The 23,231-nt window shown below is 62.7% G+C and carries 21 protein-coding genes; 9 read left to right on the top strand and 12 right to left on the bottom strand.

Annotated features, from left to right (window positions below):
• Positions 1–37 precede the first annotated feature (37 nt).
• From ahpF to prpR, 3 genes are all read right to left on the bottom strand, one after another.
• On the bottom strand, positions 38–1,630 hold the full coding sequence (ahpF, locus tag P3T25_RS05115) for an alkyl hydroperoxide reductase subunit F (protein WP_171927882.1): 1,593 nt from the start codon (positions 1,628–1,630) through the stop codon (positions 38–40).
• Between the two features lie 152 nt (positions 1,631–1,782).
• A complete protein-coding gene (gene ahpC / locus P3T25_RS05110) occupies positions 1,783–2,346 on the bottom strand; it encodes an alkyl hydroperoxide reductase subunit C (RefSeq protein WP_054035375.1) in 564 nt (187 codons plus the stop codon).
• Between the two features lie 148 nt (positions 2,347–2,494).
• Positions 2,495–4,492 (bottom strand): propionate catabolism operon regulatory protein PrpR, encoded by a 1,998-nt coding sequence (prpR, locus tag P3T25_RS05105; protein WP_429357641.1) that lies wholly within the window; start codon positions 4,490–4,492, stop codon positions 2,495–2,497.
• A gap of 170 nt (positions 4,493–4,662) precedes the next feature.
• On the opposite strand from prpR, the gene P3T25_RS05100 reads away from it, so the two are divergent.
• The 3 genes from P3T25_RS05100 to P3T25_RS05090 all read left to right on the top strand — a co-directional run bounded on the left by P3T25_RS05100 (position 4,663) and on the right by P3T25_RS05090 (position 7,805).
• Positions 4,663–5,544 carry an isocitrate lyase/PEP mutase family protein gene (locus P3T25_RS05100; protein ID WP_266239236.1) on the top strand — a complete coding sequence of 294 codons (882 nt, stop codon included), beginning with the start codon at positions 4,663–4,665 and terminating at the stop codon, positions 5,542–5,544.
• A gap of 275 nt (positions 5,545–5,819) precedes the next feature.
• The gene (locus P3T25_RS05095) at positions 5,820–7,256 is read left to right on the top strand and encodes an MFS transporter (protein ID WP_154561859.1); all 1,437 of its coding nucleotides are present in this window, start codon (positions 5,820–5,822) and stop codon (positions 7,254–7,256) included.
• 114 nt (positions 7,257–7,370) lie between these two features.
• Positions 7,371–7,805, top strand: coding sequence for a GNAT family N-acetyltransferase (locus P3T25_RS05090; RefSeq protein WP_408518205.1), 435 nt, complete (start codon positions 7,371–7,373; stop codon positions 7,803–7,805).
• On the opposite strand, the gene P3T25_RS05085 is transcribed toward P3T25_RS05090, so the two are convergent.
• Positions 7,802–8,671, bottom strand: coding sequence for a 2OG-Fe(II) oxygenase (locus P3T25_RS05085; RefSeq protein WP_429357640.1), 870 nt, complete (start codon positions 8,669–8,671; stop codon positions 7,802–7,804). The genes P3T25_RS05090 and P3T25_RS05085 overlap by 4 nt on opposite strands.
• A 380-nt stretch (positions 8,672–9,051) precedes the next feature.
• On the opposite strand from P3T25_RS05085, the gene P3T25_RS05080 reads away from it, so the two are divergent.
• The gene (locus P3T25_RS05080; protein ID WP_429357639.1) at positions 9,052–9,696 is read left to right on the top strand and encodes a cation diffusion facilitator family transporter; all 645 of its coding nucleotides are present in this window, start codon (positions 9,052–9,054) and stop codon (positions 9,694–9,696) included.
• Positions 9,697–9,704: 8 nt separating this feature from the next.
• Here the strand turns inward: P3T25_RS05080 and P3T25_RS05075 are convergent, their stop codons facing one another.
• The 3 genes from P3T25_RS05075 to P3T25_RS05065 form a co-directional block, all read right to left on the bottom strand.
• On the bottom strand, positions 9,705–10,586 hold the full coding sequence (locus P3T25_RS05075) for a 2OG-Fe(II) oxygenase (RefSeq protein ID WP_429357638.1): 882 nt from the start codon (positions 10,584–10,586) through the stop codon (positions 9,705–9,707).
• A gap of 117 nt (positions 10,587–10,703) precedes the next feature.
• Entirely contained in the window at positions 10,704–11,183 is a 480-nt protein-coding gene (locus P3T25_RS05070) for a nuclear transport factor 2 family protein (RefSeq protein ID WP_429357637.1), read from the bottom strand.
• Between the two features lie 239 nt (positions 11,184–11,422).
• Positions 11,423–13,018, bottom strand: coding sequence for an MFS transporter (locus tag P3T25_RS05065; RefSeq protein ID WP_429357636.1), 1,596 nt, complete (start codon positions 13,016–13,018; stop codon positions 11,423–11,425).
• Positions 13,019–13,127: 109 nt separating this feature from the next.
• Between P3T25_RS05065 and P3T25_RS05060 the strand changes: the two genes are divergently transcribed.
• From P3T25_RS05060 to P3T25_RS05050, 3 genes are all read left to right on the top strand, one after another.
• Positions 13,128–14,003, top strand: coding sequence for a LysR family transcriptional regulator (locus P3T25_RS05060; protein ID WP_266239230.1), 876 nt, complete (start codon positions 13,128–13,130; stop codon positions 14,001–14,003).
• 133 nt (positions 14,004–14,136) lie between these two features.
• Positions 14,137–14,775, top strand: a complete 639-nt coding sequence (locus P3T25_RS05055) for a hypothetical protein (RefSeq protein WP_429357635.1) — start codon at positions 14,137–14,139, stop codon at positions 14,773–14,775.
• A gap of 140 nt (positions 14,776–14,915) precedes the next feature.
• Positions 14,916–16,268 (top strand): DUF2325 domain-containing protein, encoded by a 1,353-nt coding sequence (locus P3T25_RS05050; RefSeq protein WP_429357634.1) that lies wholly within the window; start codon positions 14,916–14,918, stop codon positions 16,266–16,268.
• Between the two features lie 19 nt (positions 16,269–16,287).
• On the opposite strand, the gene P3T25_RS05045 is transcribed toward P3T25_RS05050, so the two are convergent.
• Genes P3T25_RS05045 through P3T25_RS05035 form a run of 3 tightly spaced genes read right to left on the bottom strand, consistent with a single transcriptional unit; the run spans position 16,288 to position 17,923 of the window.
• Positions 16,288–16,686, bottom strand: coding sequence for a winged helix-turn-helix domain-containing protein (locus P3T25_RS05045; RefSeq protein ID WP_266258578.1), 399 nt, complete (start codon positions 16,684–16,686; stop codon positions 16,288–16,290).
• Positions 16,687–16,738: 52 nt separating this feature from the next.
• The gene (locus P3T25_RS05040; RefSeq protein ID WP_429357698.1) at positions 16,739–17,380 is read right to left on the bottom strand and encodes a nitrogen fixation protein NifQ; all 642 of its coding nucleotides are present in this window, start codon (positions 17,378–17,380) and stop codon (positions 16,739–16,741) included.
• Positions 17,381–17,434: 54 nt separating this feature from the next.
• A complete protein-coding gene (locus P3T25_RS05035; protein WP_429357633.1) occupies positions 17,435–17,923 on the bottom strand; it encodes a molybdopterin-dependent oxidoreductase in 489 nt (162 codons plus the stop codon).
• Between the two features lie 242 nt (positions 17,924–18,165).
• Here P3T25_RS05035 and P3T25_RS05030 point away from each other — a divergent pair, with 242 nt between their 5' ends.
• Positions 18,166–19,041, top strand: a complete 876-nt coding sequence (locus P3T25_RS05030) for an extracellular solute-binding protein (RefSeq protein ID WP_429357632.1) — start codon at positions 18,166–18,168, stop codon at positions 19,039–19,041.
• Positions 19,042–19,069: 28 nt separating this feature from the next.
• Positions 19,070–20,908, top strand: a complete 1,839-nt coding sequence (locus P3T25_RS05025; RefSeq protein ID WP_429357697.1) for an ATP-binding cassette domain-containing protein — start codon at positions 19,070–19,072, stop codon at positions 20,906–20,908.
• A gap of 72 nt (positions 20,909–20,980) precedes the next feature.
• Here P3T25_RS05025 and P3T25_RS05020 read toward each other — a convergent pair whose 3' ends face one another.
• The gene (locus tag P3T25_RS05020) at positions 20,981–22,423 is read right to left on the bottom strand and encodes a nicotinate phosphoribosyltransferase (protein WP_429357631.1); all 1,443 of its coding nucleotides are present in this window, start codon (positions 22,421–22,423) and stop codon (positions 20,981–20,983) included.
• Positions 22,424–22,536: 113 nt separating this feature from the next.
• The gene (locus P3T25_RS05015; protein ID WP_429357696.1) at positions 22,537–23,148 is read right to left on the bottom strand and encodes a methyltransferase family protein; all 612 of its coding nucleotides are present in this window, start codon (positions 23,146–23,148) and stop codon (positions 22,537–22,539) included.
• Between the last annotated feature and the right edge of the window lie 83 nt (positions 23,149–23,231).

The raw sequence follows: 23,231 nt of genomic DNA, 5'->3' as shown, positions 1-23,231 counted from the left end.
GGCCCGCAGGCCGCCGTCCACTACTCACACAACACCGTCAAACTGTCGCTTCGGTTTCAGCTTCGCTCACCACTTCGTCCACATCGCTGCTGCGGATCAAATGATCGAACGCGGAGAGCGATGCCTTCGCACCCTCGCCCACAGCAATCACGATCTGCTTGAACGGCACCGTGGTCACGTCGCCGGCGGCAAATACGCCCGGCACCGAAGTCGCGCCGCGTGCATCAACAACGATCTCGCCGTGCTTCGACAACTCGACCGTGCCCTTCAGCCATTCGGTATTCGGCACAAGACCGATCTGCACGAAAACGCCTTCGAGTTCGATGTTCTTCGTTTCGCCTGAACGCAGGTCCTTGTAGACCAGACCGTTGACCTTCTTGCCGTCGCCGGTGATTTCCGTGGTCTGTGCCTGCGTGACGATCGTCACGTTGGCAAGGCTGCGCAGCTTGCGTTGCAGCACTTCGTCGGCACGCAATTGCGCGCCGAATTCGAACAACGTTACTTCACGGACGATACCCGCGAGATCGATCGCCGCTTCGACGCCCGAATTACCGCCGCCGATCACCGCAACGCGCTTGCCCTTGAACAGCGGACCATCGCAATGCGGGCAGTACGCCACGCCGTGGTTACGGTACTCGCGCTCGCCCGGCACGTTGATTTCGCGCCAACGGGCACCCGTCGCCAGAATGATCGTCTTCGCCTTCAGCACCGCCCCGTTCGCCAGACGCACTTCGCTGATGCGGCCCGGGATCAGCGCTTCAGCGCGCTGCACGTCCATGATGTCGACTTCGTAGCTCTTTACGTGCTGTTCGAGCGCCGTGGCGAACTTCGGTCCTTCGGTTTCCGTTACGGAGACGAAGTTCTCGATCGCCAGCGTATCGAGCACCTGGCCGCCGAAGCGTTCCGCCACGACACCCGTCGCAATACCCTTGCGCGCCGAGTAAATCGCCGCAGCTGCACCCGCCGGGCCACCGCCGACGATCAGCGTATCGAACACCGGCTTCTTTTCCAGTTCCTTCGCCGCACGCGCACCGGCATTGGTGTCGAGCTTCGCGAGGATTTCCTTCACACCGCTGCGGCCCTGGCCGAACACTTCGCCGTTCATGAACATGGTCGGTACCGCCATGATCTGGCGCGCTTCGACTTCGTTCTGGAACAACGCGCCGTCGATCGCGACGTGGCGGATGCGCGGGTTGATCAGCGCCATCACGTTCAGTGCCTGAACAACTTCCGGGCAGTTCTGGCATGACAGCGAAAAATACGTTTCGAATTGATAGTCGCCGTCGAGACTGCGGATCTGTTCGATCACCGCGTCGTCGAGTTTGACCGGATGGCCGCCGACCTGCAAAAGCGCAAGGACGAGCGACGTGAATTCATGCCCCATCGGAATGCCGGCGAAACGAATACCGGTTTCCTTGCCCGGCTCGCCGATCGAAAACGACGGCTTGCGTTCGCTGTCGCCGCGACGTTCGACCACCGTGACGCGTTCCGACAACGTCGCGATATCGTTCAGCAATGCCAGCAGCTCTTGCGATTTCGCGCTGTCGTCGAGCGAGGCGACGATCTCGATAGGCCTGCTAACCTTTTCGAGGTAGGATTTCAACTGAGTCTTAAGATTGGCGTCCAGCATGGCTATTCGATTCCGTGACGAGGGGTGTTGGGTCCCGGGCGCCGCACGCATCCGGGTAGGAGGCGCACAGTCCGGGGACGTGCGAACCGCTGTATCAAGCGGTCCGCACGGCAATGCGCCGTGAGGCGCTTACTGCGAAAGGCTTTTAGACCTTAGATCTTGCCGATCAGGTCGAGCGACGGGGTCAGCGTTTCTGCGCCCGGCGTCCACTTGGCGGGGCAAACCTCACCCGGGTGAGCCGCGATGTATTGTGCAGCTTGCACCTTGCGCAGCAGTTCGCCGGCGTCACGGCCAATGCCGTTGTCGTGAATTTCGGCCAGCTTGATCTCGCCTTCCGGGTTGATCACGAACGTGCCACGCAGTGCCAGGCCTTCTTCTTCGATCAGCACGTCGAAGTTGCGCGAGATTGCCAGGGTCGGGTCAGCGATCATCGGGTACTTGATCTTCTGGATCGTGTCCGACGTGTCGTGCCATGCCTTGTGCGTGAAGTGCGTATCGGTCGAAACGCTGTAGATTTCGACGCCGAGCTTCTTGAATTCGGCGTAACGGTCTGCCAGGTCGCCCAGTTCGGTCGGGCAAACAAACGTGAAGTCAGCCGGGTAGAAAACGAAAACCGACCACTTGCCCTTCAGGCTCTCTTCAGTGACGGTCTGGAAGTCGCCATTGTGATAAGCCTGTGCCTTGAACGGTTTAACTTGACTGTTGATGATCGGCATTTACTGAGTCCTCTTTCGGAGTGGTTGGAAAGTGGAGTCAGTATGTCAGACGTCACTTAATAGGTAAAGCGGTGTGTTTAAATTATTTCGATAGTTTATTACTATTTGACTGGCTACCGGCGACTATTGCGTCGCACCAATTCTGGGATCAGTCTCTCATGAGCCGCCAGAGGGTCGTGCGGCCGATGCCCAATGCCCGGCTTGCTGCAGCGCGATTGCCGCCAGCCTGTTCGAGAGCGCGTATGACATCCTCGCGGGTGGGTGAACGACGGCCCGAGGCGTCGCCGGTGGCGTGGGCGGGAGCCATGGCGCCATGCACGTCCGCGGCTGTCTGCCGCATCCGCCCGAACTCCGGAAACACTGCCTGCAGGTCCTGCCAGCCCTCACCGGCCGAGTCGCTCAGATAAATCGCGGCGCGCGCCAGCAGATTTTCCAGTTCCCGCACATTGCCGGGCCACGCATAGTGCTCGAACAAAGGCGCGAGGAACGCCAGCACCCGCTCGAGCGCGGCTCCCGACAGCCCATATTGGAGCGCACTGCGATTCAACAAATGCCGCGCCAGTTGCGCGACATCGTCGCGTCTTTCGCGCAGCGGCGGCAATTCTATCTGAAGCAGATTCAGCCGAAAATACAGGTCCGCGCGAAACGCACCCTGCTCGACCAGCGCGTGTAGATCGCGATGGGTGGCGGCAATCACCCGCACGTCGACGGGGGTTGCGCGCCCGGAGCCGAGCTTCATGACCTCGCGCTCCTGCAACACCCGCAGCAACCTGCTTTGCAGCGCCGCCGGCATCTCGCCGATTTCGTCGAGGAAGATCGTCCCGGTGTGGGCGATTTCGAAGAGCCCCGGCTTGCCTCCCCGGCGCGCGCCGGTGAACGCGCCTTCCTCGTGACCGAACAGTTCGCTCTCGATCAGCCCTTCAGGGAGCGCCGCGCAATTGAAGGCGACAAACGGATTGCCGCGCCGCCGGCTGGCATTGTGGATGCCCTGCGCGACCAGTTCCTTGCCGGTGCCGCTTTCGCCGCTCAGCAGCACGGTGGCATCGTGAGCCGCGCCAGCCCGCGCCAACCGCCGCACCCGCTCGAGCGCCGCCGAACTGCCGATCAGATCGTCCAGATGGTGCCGCGCGACCAGATGCTTGGGCCGCTGGCTGGTGCGTAGCGAGCGGTCGATCCGCTGCGCGACCAAGGCGTCCTGCACCGTGACCACTGAGCCCGAACGCAAGCCCTGCTCGAGGATCGGCACACAGTTGACGATCAACGCGCGGCCGCCGATCTGTTCGATACGCTCCTCGACCGGCATGTCATGCTCGAGCGTCTCGCGCAGTAACGGGCCGACAGCGCGCGTCAATTGCGCCGGGACGTCCTGGTCGCGGTCGAGGCCGAGCAGATCGAGCATCGCCGGATTGACTGCTTCGAGCTGACCGGCGTCGTCGAAGGCGGCCACGCCGTCGCGCAGATGGGCGACGATCGTGTTCAGGCGCACCCGCTTCGATTCCTTCTGACGACTCACGCGCGCCAGTTCGACGGAGCGCTCGAACGCTTCTTCGACCGCGCCCAGCGAGTACAGGAAGACGCTCTCCAAGCCGGCTTGCTGGGCAAAATCGCACGCCATACCGGGGCCGATGATGACGCTGCAGCCCTCTGCTGCAAGGCCCGCGACCGCGAGCCGCACTTCATCGATCGAACGGTAGGCGCGCTGTTTCAGGCCGACATTCAGCCACGCGCTCAGGTCGGCGAGTTCGTGCGAGATGGTTTCGTGCAGGACAAGGCCAATCTTTGCGCCGGGCCAGGTCGTCGTGGCGCGGGTGATCGCACTCAACACGTCGAAGCCGTTTACCTTGACCATCACCACCGGCACGCTCAAGTTGTCGCGCAGGTAAGCGCCGTTCGATCCGGCTGCCAGCACGACATCAACCGAGCCAGCATCCACATAGGCCTGCAAGGCCGTGACGGCGGCGCCATAGCCTTCCCGGACCGAAAAAAATCTAGCCCGCTCGGTATAACGCGGCGCGACCGTCTCGCAAAGCGATTGCAACCGGCTGATACTGACCAGGGCGACGCCTGGGCGGCCGGGATTGGAATTGGCAAGGGACGACGTGAAAGTGGACACTGCGACGCTCCGCTCGTAGCTGGAACGTTCCATGAAACGTTTCATGGAACATATCGGCTATTCTGCCATGAACGGCGGCACGGCCCCTTTCCGCCTAAGCTTTTGATTGTCCGGCACAAATCGTGAAACGCGGCAAATGGCATGCTTCCTGCAAATTCAGCTCAGCGTTCTATCACTCACTTCCCATCTGGAGACACGCCGTCATGAGCACTTCTGCTAATCGCCGCGCCGCGTTCCGCGCCAAAGTCAACCAACGCCAGGGCCTGCTCGTGCCGGGCGCCTTCAACGCGATGAGTGCGCGCGTGATTGAAGACGCGGGTTTCGAAGCGATCTACATCACGGGCGCGGGCGTCACTAACATGTCGCTCGGCCTGCCCGACCTCGGCTTCATCGGTCTGGCCGAAGTCGCCGAACATTGCGCGCGGATTCGCGACGCGGTTGCGCTGCCGCTGATCGTCGACGCCGACACCGGCTTCGGCAACGCACTGAACGTGCGCCAGACCGTGCGCGTGCTCGAGCGCAGCGGCGCCGACGTGATCCAGTTCGAAGACCAGATCATGCCGAAGAAATGCGGCCACTTCTCCGGCAAGGAAGTCGTCAGCACGAGCGAGATGGTCGGCAAGATCCGCGCCGCCGTCGACGCTCGCGAAGACGGCAACCTGCAGATCATGGCGCGCACCGATTCGGCCGCTGTCCACGGCATCGAAGACGCGATCGAGCGCGGCCATCGTTTCATCGAGGCCGGCGCGGACATTCTGTTTATCGAAGCGACTGAATCGCTCGCCGACATTGAGCGGTTGCCGGGGCTTTTCGACACGCCGCAATTGATCAACATCGTGATCGGCGGCAAGACGCCGGTGCAATCGCGTGAAGCGCTGGCCAAACTCGGCTATGGCATCGTCCTGTACGCAAACGCGGCGCTGCAAGGCGCGGTGCTCGGCATGCAACGCGCGCTCGGCACGTTGAAGAGCAATGGCCGTCTCGATGAAGACGCATCTCTCGTCGCGCCGTTCAGTGAACGCCAGCGCCTTGTGAACAAACCGCTGTACGACAAGCTCGATCGCCAATACGCGGCGAAGGACTGAGCGGCAAGAAAGCCGTGTTTCCGGCGAGGTCTTCGCCGCGTTGGCGTGGACCGCCGCTGTCTGCAGCGGATTGTTGCGTTACGATGCTGGGCTGGCTGACGCCAAACAGGCCGCAACCTCGTTGCCCATCCATCGAGGGATGCCGGAAACACGCTTTCGAAAGGTTGTCGCAAGAACATGAAGTCAACACAATCGCGCGGGACATGCCGGCACGCTAAAGACGCCAAAGGCGTCATCGAATCCACACGCAACGGCAAGGTGTCGAGGACGGCGCCATGACCGGCGGCGCACGCAATTCACATGTCGGCTGGCTGCCGTATATCGTCGCGGCCACCTTCTTCATGGAGTATCTCGACACCACGGTGATCGCCACTGCCTTGCCGCAGATGGCGCACTCGTTCGGCGTTGGGCCGAACAGCCTGAGCCTTGGCATGACGGCCTACATGCTGGCGCTGGCGATTTTCATCCCGGTGAGCGGCTGGGTCGCCGACCGCTGCGGCTCGCGCACGGTATTCTTCAGCGCGATCGGCGTATTCACGGTGGCTTCGGTGTTGTGCGGCTTGTCGCAGAACGTGACCGAATTTACCGCCGCGCGGCTGCTGCAAGGCATGGGTGGCGCCATGATGGTGCCGGTGGGCCGTTTGATCGTGGTCCGCAGCACGGAAAAGAGCCGGATGATGCAGGCGATCTCGACCATCACCTGGCCGGCCATTGCCGCACCGGTGGTCGGACCGCCAGTGGGTGGCTTCATCACCACCTATGCGTCATGGCGCTGGATCTTTCTGCTGAACGTGCCGTTCGGTCTCGCAGCGATGGCCGTCGCGCTCGCGCTTGTCCCGAACCTGCGCGGCACCGAACGCAAGCCGCTCGACGTCGTCGGCCTTCTGCTGAGCGCCACGACGCTCACGGCGATTCTGTATGGCGCTGAACTGGCGAGCCAGCCCGGCGAAAATCCCTGGGTGGCTGGCGCGTTCATCGTCGGCGGATTGCTGATGGGCGTGGTGGCGTTCCAGCATGCGAAGCGTCACCCGCATCCGCTGATCGACGTCTCCACGCTGAAAATCCCGACCTTCTCCGTGACCGTGGTAACCGGCTCGTTCACCCGGATCGGCATTGGCGCGGTGCCGTATCTTATGCCGCTGCTGTTCCAGGTCGGTTTCGGGTTGTCGGCGTTCAAGTCGGGTCTGTTGTTGCTCGCGAGCGCGCTCGGCAATCTCGGCATGAAGGCGCTGACCACGCGCATCCTGCAACGCTACGGTTTCCGCATGGTGTCGATTATCGACGTGGCGGTGGCCGGCATTTTCATCATTGCCTGCGGGCTGTTGACGCCGAACGTGCCGCTCGTGCTGGTGCTGTTCGTCGTATTCATCTACGGAGTAGCGCGGTCGATGCAATTCTCGACGCTTGCCACCCTCGCCTACGCCGACGTCGCACAGCCGCAGATGAGCGCGGCAAGCACGCTATGGAGCGCCGCCGCCCAGATGACGATCGGACTGGGCATTGCCTTCGGCGCCGTCTCGCTGCGCGCAGCAGCGTTCTTCAACGGCGAGACGACCGGCCGTGTCTTCACCCTGGACGATTTCCGCCTCGCGTTTCTGTTTGCCGGCGTGCTGACGCTGGTGTCCGTGACCGGCTACCTGGGTCTCGCGCGCGACGCCGGACAGAGCATTGGCGGCGGCTCGCGCGGCACTGAAGATCCGGCGAAGGGTTGAGCCCGCAGCGGGCTGGAAGGATGGAAAGGTTTGAAGCGGAGTTGAAGCAGCGGCGCAGCGCCCAAGCGGCGCCGCATCCTTTGATTGCTGGATCAGAACAAGCAGGAACGCGCAGTGCAAGCAAACGATTTGACGATTTCGAGCAACAAGGCCGACCTCGACATAGAGATGGTCTACGCGTTTCTGTCGCAGGAAACGGCGTGGGCGAAGGGCATGCCGCGCGAGACGTTCGACCGGGCGATAGCGGGGTCGCTATGTTTCGGCGCGTATATCGAAGGCAGGCAGATCGCGTTTGCCCGCCTGATCACGGACCAGGCGACATTCGCGTACCTGTGCGATGTATTCGTGTTGCCGGCGTACCGTGGCAAGGGATACGCGTCGGCGTTGATGAAGCATATATTCGGCAGCGCATCGCTGACCGGTTTGCGCAGAATCGTGCTGGTGACGACAGACGCCCACCACGTCTACGAACCGCACGGCTTCAAGGGACTGGCGACGCCGGAGCGTTATATGGAAGTCCACAACCCGGACGTTTACAAAACGGCTTAAGCAAAGACCCCTTCCCTAACCCACTTGGTCATAATCCATTTCTCGCCTTCCAGAACAGGCGCTCCCCCATGCAAGCTCAAGGGATCGAGCTGCCGCTCCCCGTTCATATAGCGGAAATAGACAGCGCCACCGCGCCTGGGGGCGACAGAGACGCCGGCATCGGGGAAAAAAGTCTCCCCTCCAGCCGCCACGTCGTTGAGATACACAACCAGTGTGGCAACCCGCTGACCACCGCGCTCCATATGCACGGCGCTCCCCGTCTGTGACGGCGGAAAATAATCGAAGTGCGCCCGATACTCAGCACCAACGCCATACCTCAGCACCTGCAAGCCTTCGCCATTCTCGACCGGCCAGTTCATCAGACTGGCAAAGCGCATTTCGAGCCGCTCGAGGAAAGGGTCCGCGCCTCGGTGATACCAGGCGCCTTCGCTGGTGCGATTGGGAATCACGTCATTCGAGCCGTTCTCCGGATTGACGGTGGTGGACCGCTTGAGCAACGGACGCGACCGTTCGATCATCTCATCGCACTCCTCGTCTGACATCATGTCGGCAAACGCGACGATCTGCGGGCGCTCGCAGCGCATCAGCACCTTGACGTCGCGGTCATAGGCGCGAATCACATTGCCGGCCGCGACCGGCGCCGGATCGTAGCGGTATTCGCCCGCAGCCGCCTCGATACCGGACGGCGCGGCAGCAACGGCCGCGCGAGCCGCCTCGGCGGCATCGAACGATGCGTTCACCGTGGCTTGCGCGAGTTCCGACTCGAAGCCGACGCCTACCATGGCATCCACCAACGCCGCCGGGCTAAAGCCGCGCTCGACATGACTGTTCAACCAGGTTTTCACGGCATCATTTACGACAGGCATACGTCTCATCCCACATCCAGAGTTCGCTCGCTCAGCACGCTCGGACCGGGCGTGCTGCCGATCGGGCGATGCTGACTAAAGCGAAGGATGATAGGTGGCCGTCCCGCCGCATTTCACGCGACGATTCGGAAACGGGCCCTAGCTGAAACGCATCGAGCGTCGGATTCAACGCATCGCGAGCTACGAAATGTCCTACTCACCGACGCCCGGGCGGACGAGGTGGTCCTGATCGCCAGCAGCCGTTGCAACACTGTCATTTGCGCGCCACGTTCGACGGGTACTTTCCTGCGACAACCTAACCCGTCCCGACCCGATGCCACAGCCTTCCGTGCGCGACAGCGACTGCCACAGCCACAGCCGCACCACACAAGGCGGCCGCTTTGCTTAAAGCCGCCTCCACCAGTGCACTGCTCAACGCCTTTCTCATGGCGCTGCAGATTGCCATCGGCCTGACAGCGCATTCGGACGGGCTGGTCGCGGACGGTGTCCACACCTTGAGCGATCTGGCCGCCGACGGCGTCGTGCTCATCGTGCTGGTTCTCAGCTCGAAACACCTGAACGCAAGGCCGCGTGAAGGGGATGGCAACACCGTGCAAGCCCTGGCATCCCTCTTCATCGCCGCCCTGCTGATTGTCACGGCAGCCGAAATGCTCTGGCGCAGCATCGGCCAAACCGTCACGTTGAGCGGCAACACGAAGATGCAAGTCGGCGCGCTCGCCGTCAGCGGTTTCGTCACGATCGCCAAGGAAGCGTTGTTCCGCTACATGCGCGCCGAAGGCCAGCGCACCGGCTCGGCGATTCTGCTGGCAAGTGCATGGCATGCGCGAATGGATGCGGTGTCGGCGCTGGTCGCGACCCTGGGGGTGGCCGGCAGCATCGCGGGCATACCGATGCTCGACCACGTGGCAGGCTCGGCAATCGGCCTGATGATCATGCGCATGGGCTGCGTCGGCGCGCGCAGCGCATTGAAGCAACTGTCAGCCGGTGCTCCGGGAAAAACCGCCGCACCGCACGCGGCCGAATAGCGCGCGCCTCAGCCGTAGGCGCGCTCGCGCATCCACTTCGTCATGATCCATTTATCGCCGCCCAGCACCGGCGCGCCGCCGTGCAAGGTCAATGGATCGAGTTGATGCTGGCCGTTCATATAGCGGAAATACACCGCGCCACCCTTGACCGCCGCGACTGACATGCCCGCTTCCGGGAAGATCGTCTCGCCGCCGTCGGGCACGTCGTTCAGATAGATCACCAGAGTCGACACGCGCTGGCCGCCCTGGGCGGTATGCACCGCGCTGCCGGGCTGATCGGGCGGGAAATAATCGAAGTGCGGGCGATATTCGCCGGTCGTGCCGTAATGCAGAATCTGCAGCCCCTCGCCGTTTTCAACCGGCCAGTTCATCAGACTCGAGATGCGGCGGTCCATCTTTTCGATGAACGCGTCTTCCCCGCGCTGGTACCAGATGCCTTCGCTGGTACGGTTGCGGATCACGTCTTCCTTACCGGTGGCGGGATTGACCGTGGTGGAGCGTTTCAATCGATGACGTGAGCGCTCGATCATCTCGTCGCATTCGTCAGGCGAAAGCACATCCCCGAACACGATCACCTGGGGCCGCTCGCAGCGCATCAACACGCGGACGTCACGATCGTGCGCACGGATCACATTGCCGCGCGCAACGGGCGACTCGTCGTATTGGTAGGTCTGTGACGCGGTTTTGACCAGGGCGGCCTCGGTCGCTACGGCCGCCGAGGCCGCTTCCGCGTCCGCCGGGTTCATGCCGAACGCTTTTCGCACTTCCGCGCGCGCGGCTTCCGTAGCGAAACCGGCTTGCACCATCGCATCGATCATCGAGTCGATGCTGCAACCGCGCGCTACGTTGCTGCTTAGCCACGCTTCCCATGACGCATCCACTACCGGCATAAAACTCCCCGCTTGTCGATATCACGAAATACTGCATCAACTGGCCGGTTCATAGCAAGACTGGGGGAATGCGCCGGGCTGCCCCTGGCTGACCCCGGGCTGCCCCTGGCTGCCCCGTTACGCGCGGCGCTGCCGGCGCCGATAGAGGTCGAGGCCTTTTCTCGCCTGCGCCCTGATCGCGCCCTGCACGAAAGGTGTCCAGCCGAGCAGCAGGCCCTTGATCCCCAAAGCCTGACGGGCCCAACGCCAAAGGTCGAAGGTATCGCGGTGTTCGACGATGCGCCCCTCGCGAAACACGAAGCGGGCGTCGATGCTGTTCACCACCGTGCGGCCCGTCTGACTGAATGTGTAACGGGCTACCCAGTGGGCGCGGCCGTTGAGCTCGTCCGCTTCGACGCCGTCGAACGTCAGCGAGAAATCCTGCGCGCGCGACACCAGCATGCGCCACATGTCGCGGGCCTCTTCGCCGCGCAGCTCGCCAAAGGCCGGATCGCTGAAGACCACATCGTCGGCATAGCAGGCAGCCATCGTTTCCGCGTCGCGTTGCTGGAACGCGGTGTAAAAACGCTCGATCAGTTCGGTGTTGGGATGGCTCATTTTCTTGTGCTTATGCTTTACCCGGTCAGCCGGTCGTAGAAACGGCCCGGAAAGGAGCGCGCGCCAGGATTTGAGTTTGAGCGCGCACGAGCAGCACACGATATCGGAAAATGCATCGGCCGTGGTCGAGCCGGCTGCTTCGAAGGCAGAGCGTTAGCCGGTGAACGTCAGCGCGTCGGCGCAGCGATGCTCAATTTCTGCAGCGAAGAATCGATTAAGCGCACGGCACGATTGCTCCGCTAACCGTTGGCCGCAATCCCACGGACCCGTGCAGTTTCACCTCTGCGACCCAGCAGCCAGATTCCCGCTGCAATTGACGCCGCCGCCGCAGCAGCCAGATAGAGCGCCGCGGCAAAGCCACTGGCAAAGCTGGCATGCGCGGCCGACACCACCGTGGCCCTGAGAGCCGGCGGCAGATGCGCGGTGGCCTGCGCCATATCTCCCGCCAGCAGGCGCGACATGAAACCCGCGTCGAGCGCAGCGCTGATATCCGGCGTCATGGGCGTGCCCGCCACGAACACAGCGTGCGTGCGGGCCGCGAGTACCGCGCCCAGCACACCCACCGACGTGACGATGGCCGTGAAGCGCGTTGTCGTGCTGATACCGGACGCCATGCCGGTTCGATCCGGCGGCACGCACGCCATGATGGCCTTCTGCGTATCGCCATTCATGATCCCCGCGCCCAGCCCGGTTACGACCATGCCGAGCGCCACCAGCGCATAGCGTGCGTCGCCGGCGACCAGCGCCGTCAGCAGATTGCCGGCCGCGATCAGCAACAGCCCGCTCGACAGCAGGGCCATGCCCGACAAGCGCTTTGCGAGCGCCGCGCCGATGTACGGCCCGAGCACCATCGCCAGCGCGAACGGCAACATGCCGACGCCTGCCCTCACCGCTGACAGGCCGAATGCGTTCTGCAGATACAAGGGCAAAAACGTCATCATCACCTGAGCGCAGGCAGCGTAGCCGAACATCGCGAGCACGGCGGCGACAAAGCGCGGCTGGCGAAACAGCGCAAGATCGACCATCGCATGCGTCCGCGAGCGTTGCACCTGAACGAATGCGCCAAACAGCAGCACGCATGTCACGAGCCTGGCGCCGGTTGTCCAGCTCGCAAGCCCGTCGGCCGGCACCTCGATCAACGCCCAGATACCGAGCGCAAGCGCAAGGCCGAACAGGATGCTGCCGGCGGCGTCGAGCGGACCAGGCTCGGGATTGCGCGACTCGCGAATCGAGCGCAACGCGCACCACGCGAGGACGGCGCATACGGGCAGATTGAGCAGGAAGATCCAGCGCCAGCCGAGCCATTGGGTAATCACGCCGCCGACGAGCGGCGCCACCGTCGTCGCAAGGCCCATGCAGGTGCCCCACACGGCCCATGCCCGCACGCGCGCGGGTCCTTCGTGGAAGGTGTTCGCGATCACGGCGAGCGCCGCGGTGAGCAGCATCGCGGCGCCGACGCCCTTGACCGCGCGCGCCACGTTCAGCATGGCCGCCGACGGCGCCACCCCGCAACCGAGCGACGCCAGAAAGAACAGCGCGAGCCCGAGCAGCAGCATCCGCTTACGGCCGACGCGGTCGGCCAGAGCACCCGCGGGCAGCAGACATGACGCGAAAGCGACCATATACGCGCTGACCACCCACTCCACATCGGCAAAACTCGCGTGAAACGAGCGTGCAATCGACGGCAACGAGACGGCCACGACGTTGGTATCGAGCACGATCAACGCACAGGTCGCCGACGCGGTGGCCAGCACGAACGCGGGGTTGACGGGTTTTGAGTCTTTGGAGTCTGACAACTGCACCGGCTGTGCGGGACGGGGGGACGTGAATGACATACAGGCAGGTGGCGTCGAATCGAAGTCATACGATGGTAGCGACGCATCTATTGCCTGTCATTGGCATAGAATCACAAAATAATTAGCTCCGGCGGAAATACTGAAAATCATGCGAAAGCTCGAACTCCGCCATATTCACGCATTCGTTTGTGTCGCGAAGCATCTTCACTTCTCCCGCGCCGCGGATGAATTAGGCATCGCCGCCCCAACGCTAACCAAACTGATCCAGGAAGCGGAACGGTTGCTCGGCGTGCGGCTCTTTCATCGCACCAAGCGGTCGGTGACATTGAGCGCGGCCGGCAGCGCCTACCTCGCCGAAGCGCTCAGCGCGCTTGACCACCTCACGCGCGGCGAAGAGCGCGCGATTCTCGCCGAGCGCGGCGAGTTGGGCAGGATCGAAGTCGGCTACGTCGCATCGGCCGCCTATGCGGGCGTATTGCAACGGGCGGTCGGCGGCTTCCGCTCCAGGTATCCGGGCGTCGATGTCTCCATTCGCGAGGTGCCGATGGACGGCGCGGCCGAGATGCTGCGCGATGGCCTGCTCGACGCAGCCTACGTCCGCCCGCCGATGCCACTCGTCGACGGTATTCAGGCAAGCACCGTGCACCGCGATACGTTCGTCCTCGCGCTGCCGGAAAATTGCGCACTCGCCCGTTTACCCGACATTAAACCCGCGCAACTGCACGATCAGTGTTTCGTGCTGCCGGAACAGGAAGCCGGTACCTTCGAAGTCGCACGGCGCGGGCGTTTTTCGCCGCGGCTCGGGTCACGTCCCGGCACGCTCGCGGCGGTGTTGGCCTGCGTATCGCTAGGCGGTAATGTGGCGGTCGTACCGCATACCCTCGCTGATTGCATCGCGTTGCCGGGCGTCGTCTACCGAGGCATCGCCGGCAAACCTATCGCCTCGGAAATTGCCATTGCCTATCGAAAGTTCGAACGGGCGGCGGCTGTGCGCGCATTTCTCGAGTTCGCACAGGGCAGCTAAAACCGCCCGCGCTACCCTCGCGCCACCTTTCGTTATATCCTCTCGAATATCACGGTATGCTTTTGTGCAGCGCGGCAACTCGCCCGCCGATCGCGTACGACGAAGCGAAACAAGCAAGCAGGAGCCAGCAGCAGTGCCTAGTCGACCCACATTGCGACCCACCTCGTCCGACCCGGCGGGGCGCCGCCCGAAAGAACTTCCGTCGACCATCGTCGCGGTGAAGTCGGCGTCCGAACGTGGCCGCGCCGAACTGATCCGCGACGTCGTCGATGCTTACCGGCGCCTTAACGGCAGCGTGCAGCGCTTCGTACTGATGCTGACGGGCGACCAGTTGAACTTCGCGTCGGTGGGCACGTCGGGCTCGCACTCATTGAACCAGTTGCTGTCGATCCTGGCCGAACAGGCCAAGGCGGCGGCTTTTGCCCGTCTGCGCGATCTGAAAGCTTCGATCGAAGAAGCGCGCTCGGCCGAGCAACTTCGCGACGCGATCTTCTCGGATGCGTTCAGCAACGACCTGGCCGCGTTACGCAAGGTGGTGGCGGAACTCGAGCGGCTCGATACCGCGTTTATCGGCCTGTGCGTTGGGCATGTTCTGGATCAGCATGCACGGGCAGTCGGCGGCGCAGAGCCAGCCGTCGTCCGTCGTGCCGCCGGCCGCACCACCGCCGCAGCTCCCGCCACCGGTGCTGCCGCTGCTTCTGCCGCTGCTTCTGCCACGATCACTCAGCGCAAATCACGCGCTGAGCGGACGCTCGTCCACCCGAACGACTAATTCGTCATTGCCGCATATGAACGTTTTCTTTTGCCGATCGCTATATCTTTTCGAATATATCGCCAGCAGCGCCGGCATGGCGCGGATGTCCAGCAAGCACGTTCAGTCAGCCTGACGCCAGATCCGGATTCGAGGTCCTCATGCACACACCGCCGTTTCGTCTCGCCCAGCCTTCGCGCCTCAAACTGTCCGGCGACGAGCTTGCCGGTACCGGCTTGCGCGTGACCGATCCGTGCTGCACGCCCGCCAAGGTGTCGTTCTCGAACACCAAACGGCGCGCGCGCCTCGCCGAGCTCGATGGCCAACTGCATTGCTCGATCATCGGCACCTGTCTCAGCACGCACGAACTGCGCAAGCTGGTGCCTAAATTCACTGGCCTCGATCGCCGGGACGCGAGCGATCTGGAGATTCATCACTCGGCCGTCGAACTCGCGATCGATGGCGGCGCGGGCGCCAAAGCCCTGCACAAGTTGCTCGACGAGCACTATGCGGCGGCGATCCGCCGCTTCGACAAAGCCGCCGACGACGTCGAACTGCTGAAGCTCTGGGACGAAGCGCTGAAAAGCGGCGAGATCCCGCCTGCTTACTGGGCTTTGATGACGCATCCGTGCGCGACCCTGCATGTGCGCCAGAAAGCGTTCGGCGAATTGCACATGCTGTCGCATCTGGTCGGCGCGGCGAATCGCGCGGACATCCGCAGGCTGGTTGCGCTCGAAGCGGAAAACGCCGAGTTGAGAGAGAAAGTCGAGCGGCAGCAAAGCCGCTTGCAGGAAATCAGCACGCAGCGCGACGCAGCGATTGCCGCGCTCAGCGAGCAGATCGCGCAACTCACCGCCGCGGCCACGCGCCAGACGCCGGCGGATCCTTGCGATCTGGAAGCGGAGATATCGAAGCTGCGCGACAAGCTCGCCGATAGCGATCAGCGGGTGGCGTTGCATACGAGCCGCCGTGAGGCCGCCGAGCAGCGCGCGCTGCAGGAGCAAGGCGCGGCACTCGCATTGCGCAAGAGCCGAGATCAGGCGTTGGCGCAGCTCCTGTTGGTGCAGAACGAATGCGACGCGCTGGAACGCGCGACGGTGGATGCTGGGGACAACATCAATGGCGCGCAGACGCGGCAAGCCAGCCTCGACAGCGTGCGCGGCAAACGGATTGTCTACGTGGGCGGCCGCCCCGGCTCGAATGCCGCGCTCAAGCAGCTGGTGGAGGCCGCCGGTGGCGATTTCGTGGTGCACGACGGCGGCGTGGAAGATCGCAAGGGTCTGCTCGCCGCCGCGTTGCCGGGCGCGGATATCGTCGTGTTTCCGGTCGACTGCGTCGATCATGATTCGATGAATACGCTCAAGCGGGTGTGCGAGCGCCATCAGATCGACTATCACCCGTTGCGCACGGCAAGCGTGGCGAGCTTTGTCGAATTGGTGGACCGGCTGCGTCCCGAGCATCTTGCCCAGTTGGGCAATCCGCCGCCCTCGGCGTTTTGTCTGCGCCACGGCTGAGCTGTGAGTAAGGCCGTGCTCAGGAACGAATCAGCCTGGTCAACTCAGCGATCTGTTTCGCGCAGCTTCGTTGAGCCTCGACTTCGACATCGCGGTACAGATGAATGATGCGTTCGCCGACCGGCGTCAGCGTACAACCGCCGCCGCTTTGACCGCCCTGCTCCGAGTGCGTGGCCGGAGTTTTCAGCGAGCGGTTCAGCTCGTCGATCAGCAGCCATGCACGCCGGTACGACATGCCGAGGCTACGCGCCGCAGCCGAGATCGAGCCGTATTCGCGCACGGCCTCCAGCAGTTCGACTTTGCCCGGCCCGAGCGCAACAGCGTCGCCGCTGCGGATGCGCATTCTGAAGCGCACTTCGGGGCGCGGTTTCGCGGATTTTGTCGCGGGGCTTGGTTTGGTTTTCACGGTATCAGCCATGCGCGAAAGCATACACGAACCGCTTCGCGCTGCCATCCTGGCTGAATGGCCTTCAGGGGTGGCCGGGAAAGCAATGCCCATAGTCTTCGCAGCCCGGACAACCGGGCGCCGGGCCAGGCTGAAGCCCTAAGGAAAGCGCGCGTTGCTGAGCAAGGAATTTCTTCCAGCGCAGATTATCGACATTCAGCACCACGAGCGCGGGGAAATAGCGCGTCAGCATCCATGTGACTTCTTCCCGGCCCGCAAGACCGAGATCGCGCCACAGGTGATCCGGCCGCAAGCACGCATGAGCGATGATTGAGGCGAGGCAGCGCACTTCGTTCGTGTCGACGGCGGCGCTGGCATACGTGAGCAGCAGCGCATGCAGCGTTTCGACGAATGTCGCGTGTTCGCTGGTGTCGACGGGTGGCAATCCAGGCAAGGATGCAAACACGGGCGCAGGTGCGTGCACAAAGTGCCGCTCCAGTAGCGCGCGCCACGCGGGCTGAGGCAACCCAAGCAGGGTGAGTTCGTCCCGGACGTCGCGCGCGGCAATCAGCCTGGCGAACAATTGCGTATCGGGTGAGACGGCGTCCGTGGCTGCGGCGAGCCACTTCGCCGTGCGCTCGGCAACCCGCGCATCGAGCGACGCAAACAGCGGTTCGCGGCTGGGCGCGGCAGGTTCCGCAACAGGCGAAAGCGGTTCGTCAGACATGGCGGCGGCACGATGAAGAAAATCGAACCATATTACGCCCGTCATTCGAATCACCTACGCCAAAGGCTTCAAAACATGCGCCTCGATACGCGCGAGCCGTTTGACGTGGCGTGGCGCGGGCAGAATGTCCGAACCGGAAAACAGAATCGGCGCACCGTCTTCAGCATTTAGCGCGCGGCCATTGCATTCGTAAGCAACCAGCACGTTCTCGCCGACCGGCGTGTTGAACAGTTCATGCCACGAGAATGTCACGACGTAGCCATCGTGCCCCACGGCCACGAACACCGTACGCTTGAACTCGCCCGGCACCTCGTTCGGCAAACCCGCTTCCGAGATCAAGGTCGTCAGACGCACACCGCGGTACGGCTCAACGCTGCGGATGAACCGATTCGTCGTGTAGCAACGCAGATCGAATGGCCTGGCTAGCACGCTTTCGTAACCCTTTAGCCGCTCGAGGTCGAAAGACAGCGTCCGCTGGAACCGTCCGCTCAGGACGAGCGCACTTTCGACGGCAGGCGCGGCAATCACATTCACACTATCCATACGCGGTTATCTCCAGCATTGAAGCCTGAGCAGCTTGTTCACTCGTTATTTCCGTGTGTATATTACGCTGCGATGGCCGCCTCGGTGCAAAACCGCATCGATACGCAATATATCGCCAGGCATATCGGCCACTCCGCCGGCGTCGTCCACATCTATTGACCACACGGAGCGCGCAGCGACCCACAACGCAATGCGATGACGTCGTAATATAGCGCTCTTAATAACGTACCGGGGTTAATCGCATGATTCGCAAGCTGCTTGCATCTTTCGTGGTCGTCGCCGGCGTGGTGACAGCCGTGCCCGCCTTCGCGCAGGACGACACGGTCAACGTGCTGTACGCCGGTTCGCTCGTCAATCTGATGGAGCGCAGCGTGGGGCCGGCCTTCGAAAAGGCCACTGGCCAGCACTTCCGCGGCTATGCGGCGGGCTCGAACAAGATCGCCAACGAGATCAAGGGCAAGCTGCGCCGCGGCGACGTGTTCATCAGCGCGAGCCCGAAGGTGAACACCAGCCTGATGGGTCAGGCGAATGGCGACCACGTCACGTGGCACGTGAACTTCGCCGAATCGCCGTTGATGATCGGCTATAACCCGCAAAGCAAGTTTGCTGCGGACTTCAAGAACAAGCGCTGGGATCAGGTGTTGCAGGAGCCGGGCATCCGTATCGGCCGTACCGATCCGAAGCTCGATCCGAAAGGTGCATTCACCGTCGAGATGATGACGAAGGCCGCGGAGCTCTACCATCAGCCGGACCTCGTCGAGAAGACGCTGGGCGACGCGGAAAATCCCGAGCAGGTTTTGCCTGAAGAAACGCTGGTGGGCCGCCTGCAATCCGGCCAGCTCGATGCCGGTTTCTTCTATTCGACCGAAACGTCCGACCTCAAAATTCCGGCGCTCCGTCCGGCGCCCGAATTGCAAGCCAAAGCGAGCTACACGCTGACGATCCTCAGCGATGCACCGAACCATGCGGGTGCGAGCAGCTTCGTCGACTTCCTGCTGAGCGCGCAAGGCCGCGCGTTGCTCAAGCAACACGGCGTGGACGTCATCAAACCGACCGTTACCGGCAATGTGCAAGCCATGCCGCCTTCGGTGCAAGCCGTGATCGACGCCGCGCAATAAAGCGGTGGAACAGGCGGTGAAACAGGCGGTGAAGCGCTCCGCCGCGCGACCCCTGCTGTGGCTGGCCGCGCTGCTTGCCGTCTATTTGTGCGCGCCGTTTATCGCGAGCGTGCCGCAACTCGGCGCGGCCGATTGGCCGAATGTCGATTGGCGCGCGGTGTGGTCGGCGGTCGGCATATCGGCGGCGAGCGCCAGCGTGGCCTCGTTCGTGATTCTGCTCGGCGGCGTGCCGCTCGGCTATTTTCTGGCGCGCTCGAACTCGCGCAAGATGGCGCTGCTCGGCTTCGTCGTGCAGTTACCACTCGCCTTGCCGCCACTCACGAGCGGCGTGCTGCTGCTGTTTCTGCTTGGGCCCTATAGCTGGGTCGGCCGCTTCACCAGCGGGGCGCTGACGGATTCGTTTGCCGGCATCGTGCTCGCGGAAATTTTCGTGGCTGCGCCCTTCCTGATCATCGCCGCGAAATCGGCGTTCACCGCCGTGGACCCCGTGCTCGACGACGTGGCCGCGACGCTCGGCCATCATGCAAGCAGCCGCTTCTTCCGCGTAATGTTGCCGGTTGCGTGGCCGGCGATTCGCGCGGGACTCGCGCTGGCGTGGTTGCGTGCGTTCGGCGAATTCGGCGCGACGGTGATGGTGGCCTATCACCCCTATTCGCTGCCGGTGTACACGTACGTCGTATTCGGTGGCCAAGGCCTGCCGGCGATGATGCCCCTGCTGCTGCCGACGCTCGCGATTGCGATTGTCTGCGCGGCGTTGTCGATTTATAGCCTTCGGCAGAAAACCTCGCTTGAACAAACCGAAAACGGCGACGACGCGCTGGAACCCGGCACGGATCTGACGGCAAGCCGGGGCGAGACTTCCGATCGTCGTCTAGCCTTTCATTTGCAGCGCCGCTTGGGCGCGTTCGAGCTCGACATAGCGTGGACGCCGGCGACACGGCGGCTTGCGATCATCGGGCCGTCGGGCTCCGGCAAATCACTGGCATTACGTCTGATTGCAGGGCTCGAATCCAACGCATCCTGTTCCGTTCGGCTCGGCACAACTGACTTGAGCGCGCTGCCGCCCGAGCGCCGCCAGATCGGTTATATGCCGCAAGATTACGGTTTGTTCCCGCATATGACGGTGGCGCAGCAACTCGCGTTTCCCGTCGACGCCGATGCAGCCAGCGCACGTTACTGGCGCGATCATCTCGGCCTCGCGCAACTGGTTGCGCGCTTGCCGCATCAATTGTCGTTCGGTCAGCGGCAACGTGTGGCGCTGGCGCGGGCGCTCACGCGTCATAGCGAATTGCTGCTGTTCGATGAGCCGTTCGCTGCACTCGATACGCCGCGGCGGCGTCGCTTGCAACAGTCGCTGCGGGCGTTGCAGCGCGAGATTGCGGCGGTGACCATCATCGTCACGCACGATCCCGACGAAGCGGCTTTACTTGCCGACGAGGTTCTGGTTGTCGAACAGGGGCGCGTGCTGCAGGCGGGTTCCATCGATGGGGTGTTCGAACGGCCGGCTTCGATGCGGGTTGCCGAATTGCTCGGTTTGCACAACGTCGGCGAAGGTTTGATGACTCTGCCTGGGCGAGTCGAGATTGGCAATGAGTTGGCGATCGCGACCGGTGATAGCGGTTTTGCCATTCCTGCCGGGCAACGGGTGATGTGGCGCATCTCTTCCCACGCCGTGGCTATTTCGGCCGATGGCGCCTATGCCGGCATGGTCGACGCGGTCGAGTTACGGCGCGGCGAGCGGTATGTCCGCCTGAATATCGCGGGGGTGCGCTTCGATATCGCGAACGAAGATGCCCGGTTGCGGGAAGGCAGCCCTTGCCGGATTGATATTGACGGTTCCGGCGTGTCGGTCTGGATTGTGAGCTGACGCGTCGTTTGGTTTGGCTCTGGCAGCGGCATGACGGCCCGGCCTCCGCCGTTGCCGGAAACAGACATCCGTCTAAGCCTCACCCGCGTGAGCCCTCTTCCGGACTTCGGAAAACGCCGCATCGACGAGCAATTTTCCAGAATCGAAAACCGTGACGAGCGCCTCGTCCCAATCCCCTTCAACAGTGCGGTCATCCCACACCACCGGCAACGTCACCGTCCGATACTCGCCTGTGTGACGGTTCACCAGCAACGTAAGCCGCCCTTTCATCGACCGCTTGCCTGCATCCGTGACCGGGTCCTTGTGTACGTCATGCCATTCATCTCCAAGCCGGATGGCCGAACATTTCATGGCGAACCGCTGTGTATCGCGATTAATCTGCTGCAACAACGCGCCTCCCATGCCGAAGACGATGTTGTCGGCCGCAAAGCCGGCCTCATCCATGCCCGCCAGGATCGCCTCGATCGAATCCGGATTCACGCCGTCGCCCTGAATCACGCGCACGTTGTTGAGCACGCGCCGCCCCTTGCCGTTCACCGTCGATCCGAACGACGCCTCGAGCGCCCGCATGGTCTGCAGGACAATCGTCAGCGGATCGCCGGAATCAGGCCGGATCACAAGCGTGCCGCCGGAGTCGAGCACCGCCTGCTTCAACGTCGTGCCCCATGCCTCGAGCGCGGCGAACAGGTCGTAGGAATCGGACACCACCGAAACGATCGCTCCCGGCTTGCCGAACTTCTCGATCATGTTGCGGAATGCGTCGGTTTCACGCTCACGCCCCCACGACGTGATCGTGCTGTGCTCCGCTGCCGGCACCGAAAACGCCGCCATCGGTTCGTTGTAGTAGTGGTTCGCCGCAACCACACCGAGCACCGTATCCGAGCCCATGAAACTGACGAGATGCGCCGAGCCACCGATCGCCGCCGACTCCGCACTCGACACGCCCCGCGCACCGAAATCGTGCAGCTTGAACGGCAATTGCGTGAGGTCGTCGCTACTCTTCTCCAGATAGGCGCGGATCGTGTTGCGCAGATGCCAGCTTTGCGTCGCAACCGTAATCGGGTACCACACGCGCATCAGCATCGTTTCCAGATACGAGGCCAGCCAGAACACCTGTGGATCCTCGCATTCGACCGTAACCAGAACGTTGTGCGTGGGCACGACCGAGCCTTCCGGCACCGCGCGAATCCGCACCGGCAGATAGCCGTCGTAGTGTTCGACGATGTAACGCCAGCCGGCTTCGTTGAACGGTTCGCCATGCGCCGTGAAAAACGCCTTCGCCTGCTCGATCATCCCGGCGGTAATGGGGCGGCACAGATACTCCTTGATCAGCATCTGAAGGCCAAAGAACAGCGTGCGGTCATAACGTCCGCCGCGCGACTCGATGTATGAAAACATCGCCGACGCTTCCGGCGGATATTGCAGGTAGTGCGACGCCTTGTACGAATCCGTGTTGAGGATCGGATTGGACAGTATCGACGCCATGTCGATGAACGGATTTATATCGTTTTGCATGGATGATGTTGCGCTCGTGCGGATCGTTCAAAGGTAATCAGGCGGGTTGGGGTTTTGCCGTTGATCGCCGCTCATTGCGGCTTGCACCGTAAGAATAACTACACGATACACCGTCAAAACACGCCCGGAATCACCCTGAACCGCACCTTACCTCTGTACGTCCGATACCGCTCGTCATCGGACAGGAGCCGCTCCTCCCGCACAATGCGTCCAACCTGCAGCGCAAACTGGCATCCGTAGACGATCACGTTCTGAATCCCGAAGTTCGCCAGCAAAAAACCAATGTCCGTCACGAAATACCCCAGGTACATGGGATGACGCACGAACCGGTAAGCCCCGCGGGAAACAACCCCGCGATTGGCGGGCAAAATGCCGAACGACCTGCGCAACGAGACCTTCGCAAACAGTTGCCAGAAAATCCCCAGCAATTGCAACGACGCGCCGGCCGCCTCCGGAATAAGTTGGGTGCCGGGCGAAAGCCGCACAGCAAGAAAATAGAACGTGCCGCCCACCGAGCAGATGAAAGCGAAAGGCGTCCAGTCACGGTGGATGGGCACCCGCGCAAATAGCGACAACCCCAAGGTCATGAACGCACTTACCACGAGCAGCAGCAAGGTGATCCGTGTGGGCGCCGCGAGCCATTGCTTGACCGCCGCGTAAGTGAAGATGCTCAACATGAGCGCCGCGGCAGCGCGTGCGAGGATTTCGGTCAACGCTTCGCGCATGCCGCCGGCCGGCGTCACGTCGCCCAGATCATCTACGCGAGGTACTGCTCCCGCTGGCTCGCCGTTCGCGGCATCCTGCAGAC

The organism is Paraburkholderia sp. GAS32 (assembly GCF_050434225.1).
GTDB lineage: Bacteria > Pseudomonadota > Gammaproteobacteria > Burkholderiales > Burkholderiaceae > Paraburkholderia > Paraburkholderia madseniana.
The sequence above is the reverse complement of the archived record's forward strand: the minus strand, read 5'-3'. Positions and strand labels throughout refer to the sequence as shown.

Excerpts from the sequence above, each read along its gene's own strand:
- P3T25_RS05075 (WP_429357638.1), bottom strand. The coding sequence starts at position 10,586 with ATGCCGGTAGTGGATGCGTCATGGGAAGCGTGGCTAAGCAGCAACGTA.
- P3T25_RS05045 (WP_266258578.1), bottom strand. The coding sequence starts at position 16,686 with ATGGCTGATACCGTGAAAACCAAACCAAGCCCCGCGACAAAATCCGCG.
- P3T25_RS05040 (WP_429357698.1), bottom strand. The coding sequence starts at position 17,380 with ATGTCTGACGAACCGCTTTCGCCTGTTGCGGAACCTGCCGCGCCCAGC.
- P3T25_RS05030 (WP_429357632.1), top strand. The coding sequence starts at position 18,166 with ATGATTCGCAAGCTGCTTGCATCTTTCGTGGTCGTCGCCGGCGTGGTG.
- P3T25_RS05095 (WP_154561859.1), top strand. The coding sequence starts at position 5,820 with ATGACCGGCGGCGCACGCAATTCACATGTCGGCTGGCTGCCGTATATC.
- P3T25_RS05035 (WP_429357633.1), bottom strand. The coding sequence starts at position 17,923 with ATGGATAGTGTGAATGTGATTGCCGCGCCTGCCGTCGAAAGTGCGCTC.
- P3T25_RS05015 (WP_429357696.1), bottom strand. The coding sequence starts at position 23,148 with ATGCGCGAAGCGTTGACCGAAATCCTCGCACGCGCTGCCGCGGCGCTC.
- P3T25_RS05065 (WP_429357636.1), bottom strand. The coding sequence starts at position 13,018 with ATGTCATTCACGTCCCCCCGTCCCGCACAGCCGGTGCAGTTGTCAGAC.
- ahpF (WP_171927882.1), bottom strand. The coding sequence starts at position 1,630 with ATGCTGGACGCCAATCTTAAGACTCAGTTGAAATCCTACCTCGAAAAG.
- P3T25_RS05070 (WP_429357637.1), bottom strand. The coding sequence starts at position 11,183 with ATGAGCCATCCCAACACCGAACTGATCGAGCGTTTTTACACCGCGTTC.
- P3T25_RS05085 (WP_429357640.1), bottom strand. The coding sequence starts at position 8,671 with ATGCCTGTCGTAAATGATGCCGTGAAAACCTGGTTGAACAGTCATGTC.
- P3T25_RS05060 (WP_266239230.1), top strand. The coding sequence starts at position 13,128 with ATGCGAAAGCTCGAACTCCGCCATATTCACGCATTCGTTTGTGTCGCG.
- ahpC (WP_054035375.1), bottom strand. The coding sequence starts at position 2,346 with ATGCCGATCATCAACAGTCAAGTTAAACCGTTCAAGGCACAGGCTTAT.
- prpR (WP_429357641.1), bottom strand. The coding sequence starts at position 4,492 with ATGGAACGTTCCAGCTACGAGCGGAGCGTCGCAGTGTCCACTTTCACG.
- P3T25_RS05050 (WP_429357634.1), top strand. The coding sequence starts at position 14,916 with ATGCACACACCGCCGTTTCGTCTCGCCCAGCCTTCGCGCCTCAAACTG.
- P3T25_RS05100 (WP_266239236.1), top strand. The coding sequence starts at position 4,663 with ATGAGCACTTCTGCTAATCGCCGCGCCGCGTTCCGCGCCAAAGTCAAC.
- P3T25_RS05020 (WP_429357631.1), bottom strand. The coding sequence starts at position 22,423 with ATGCAAAACGATATAAATCCGTTCATCGACATGGCGTCGATACTGTCC.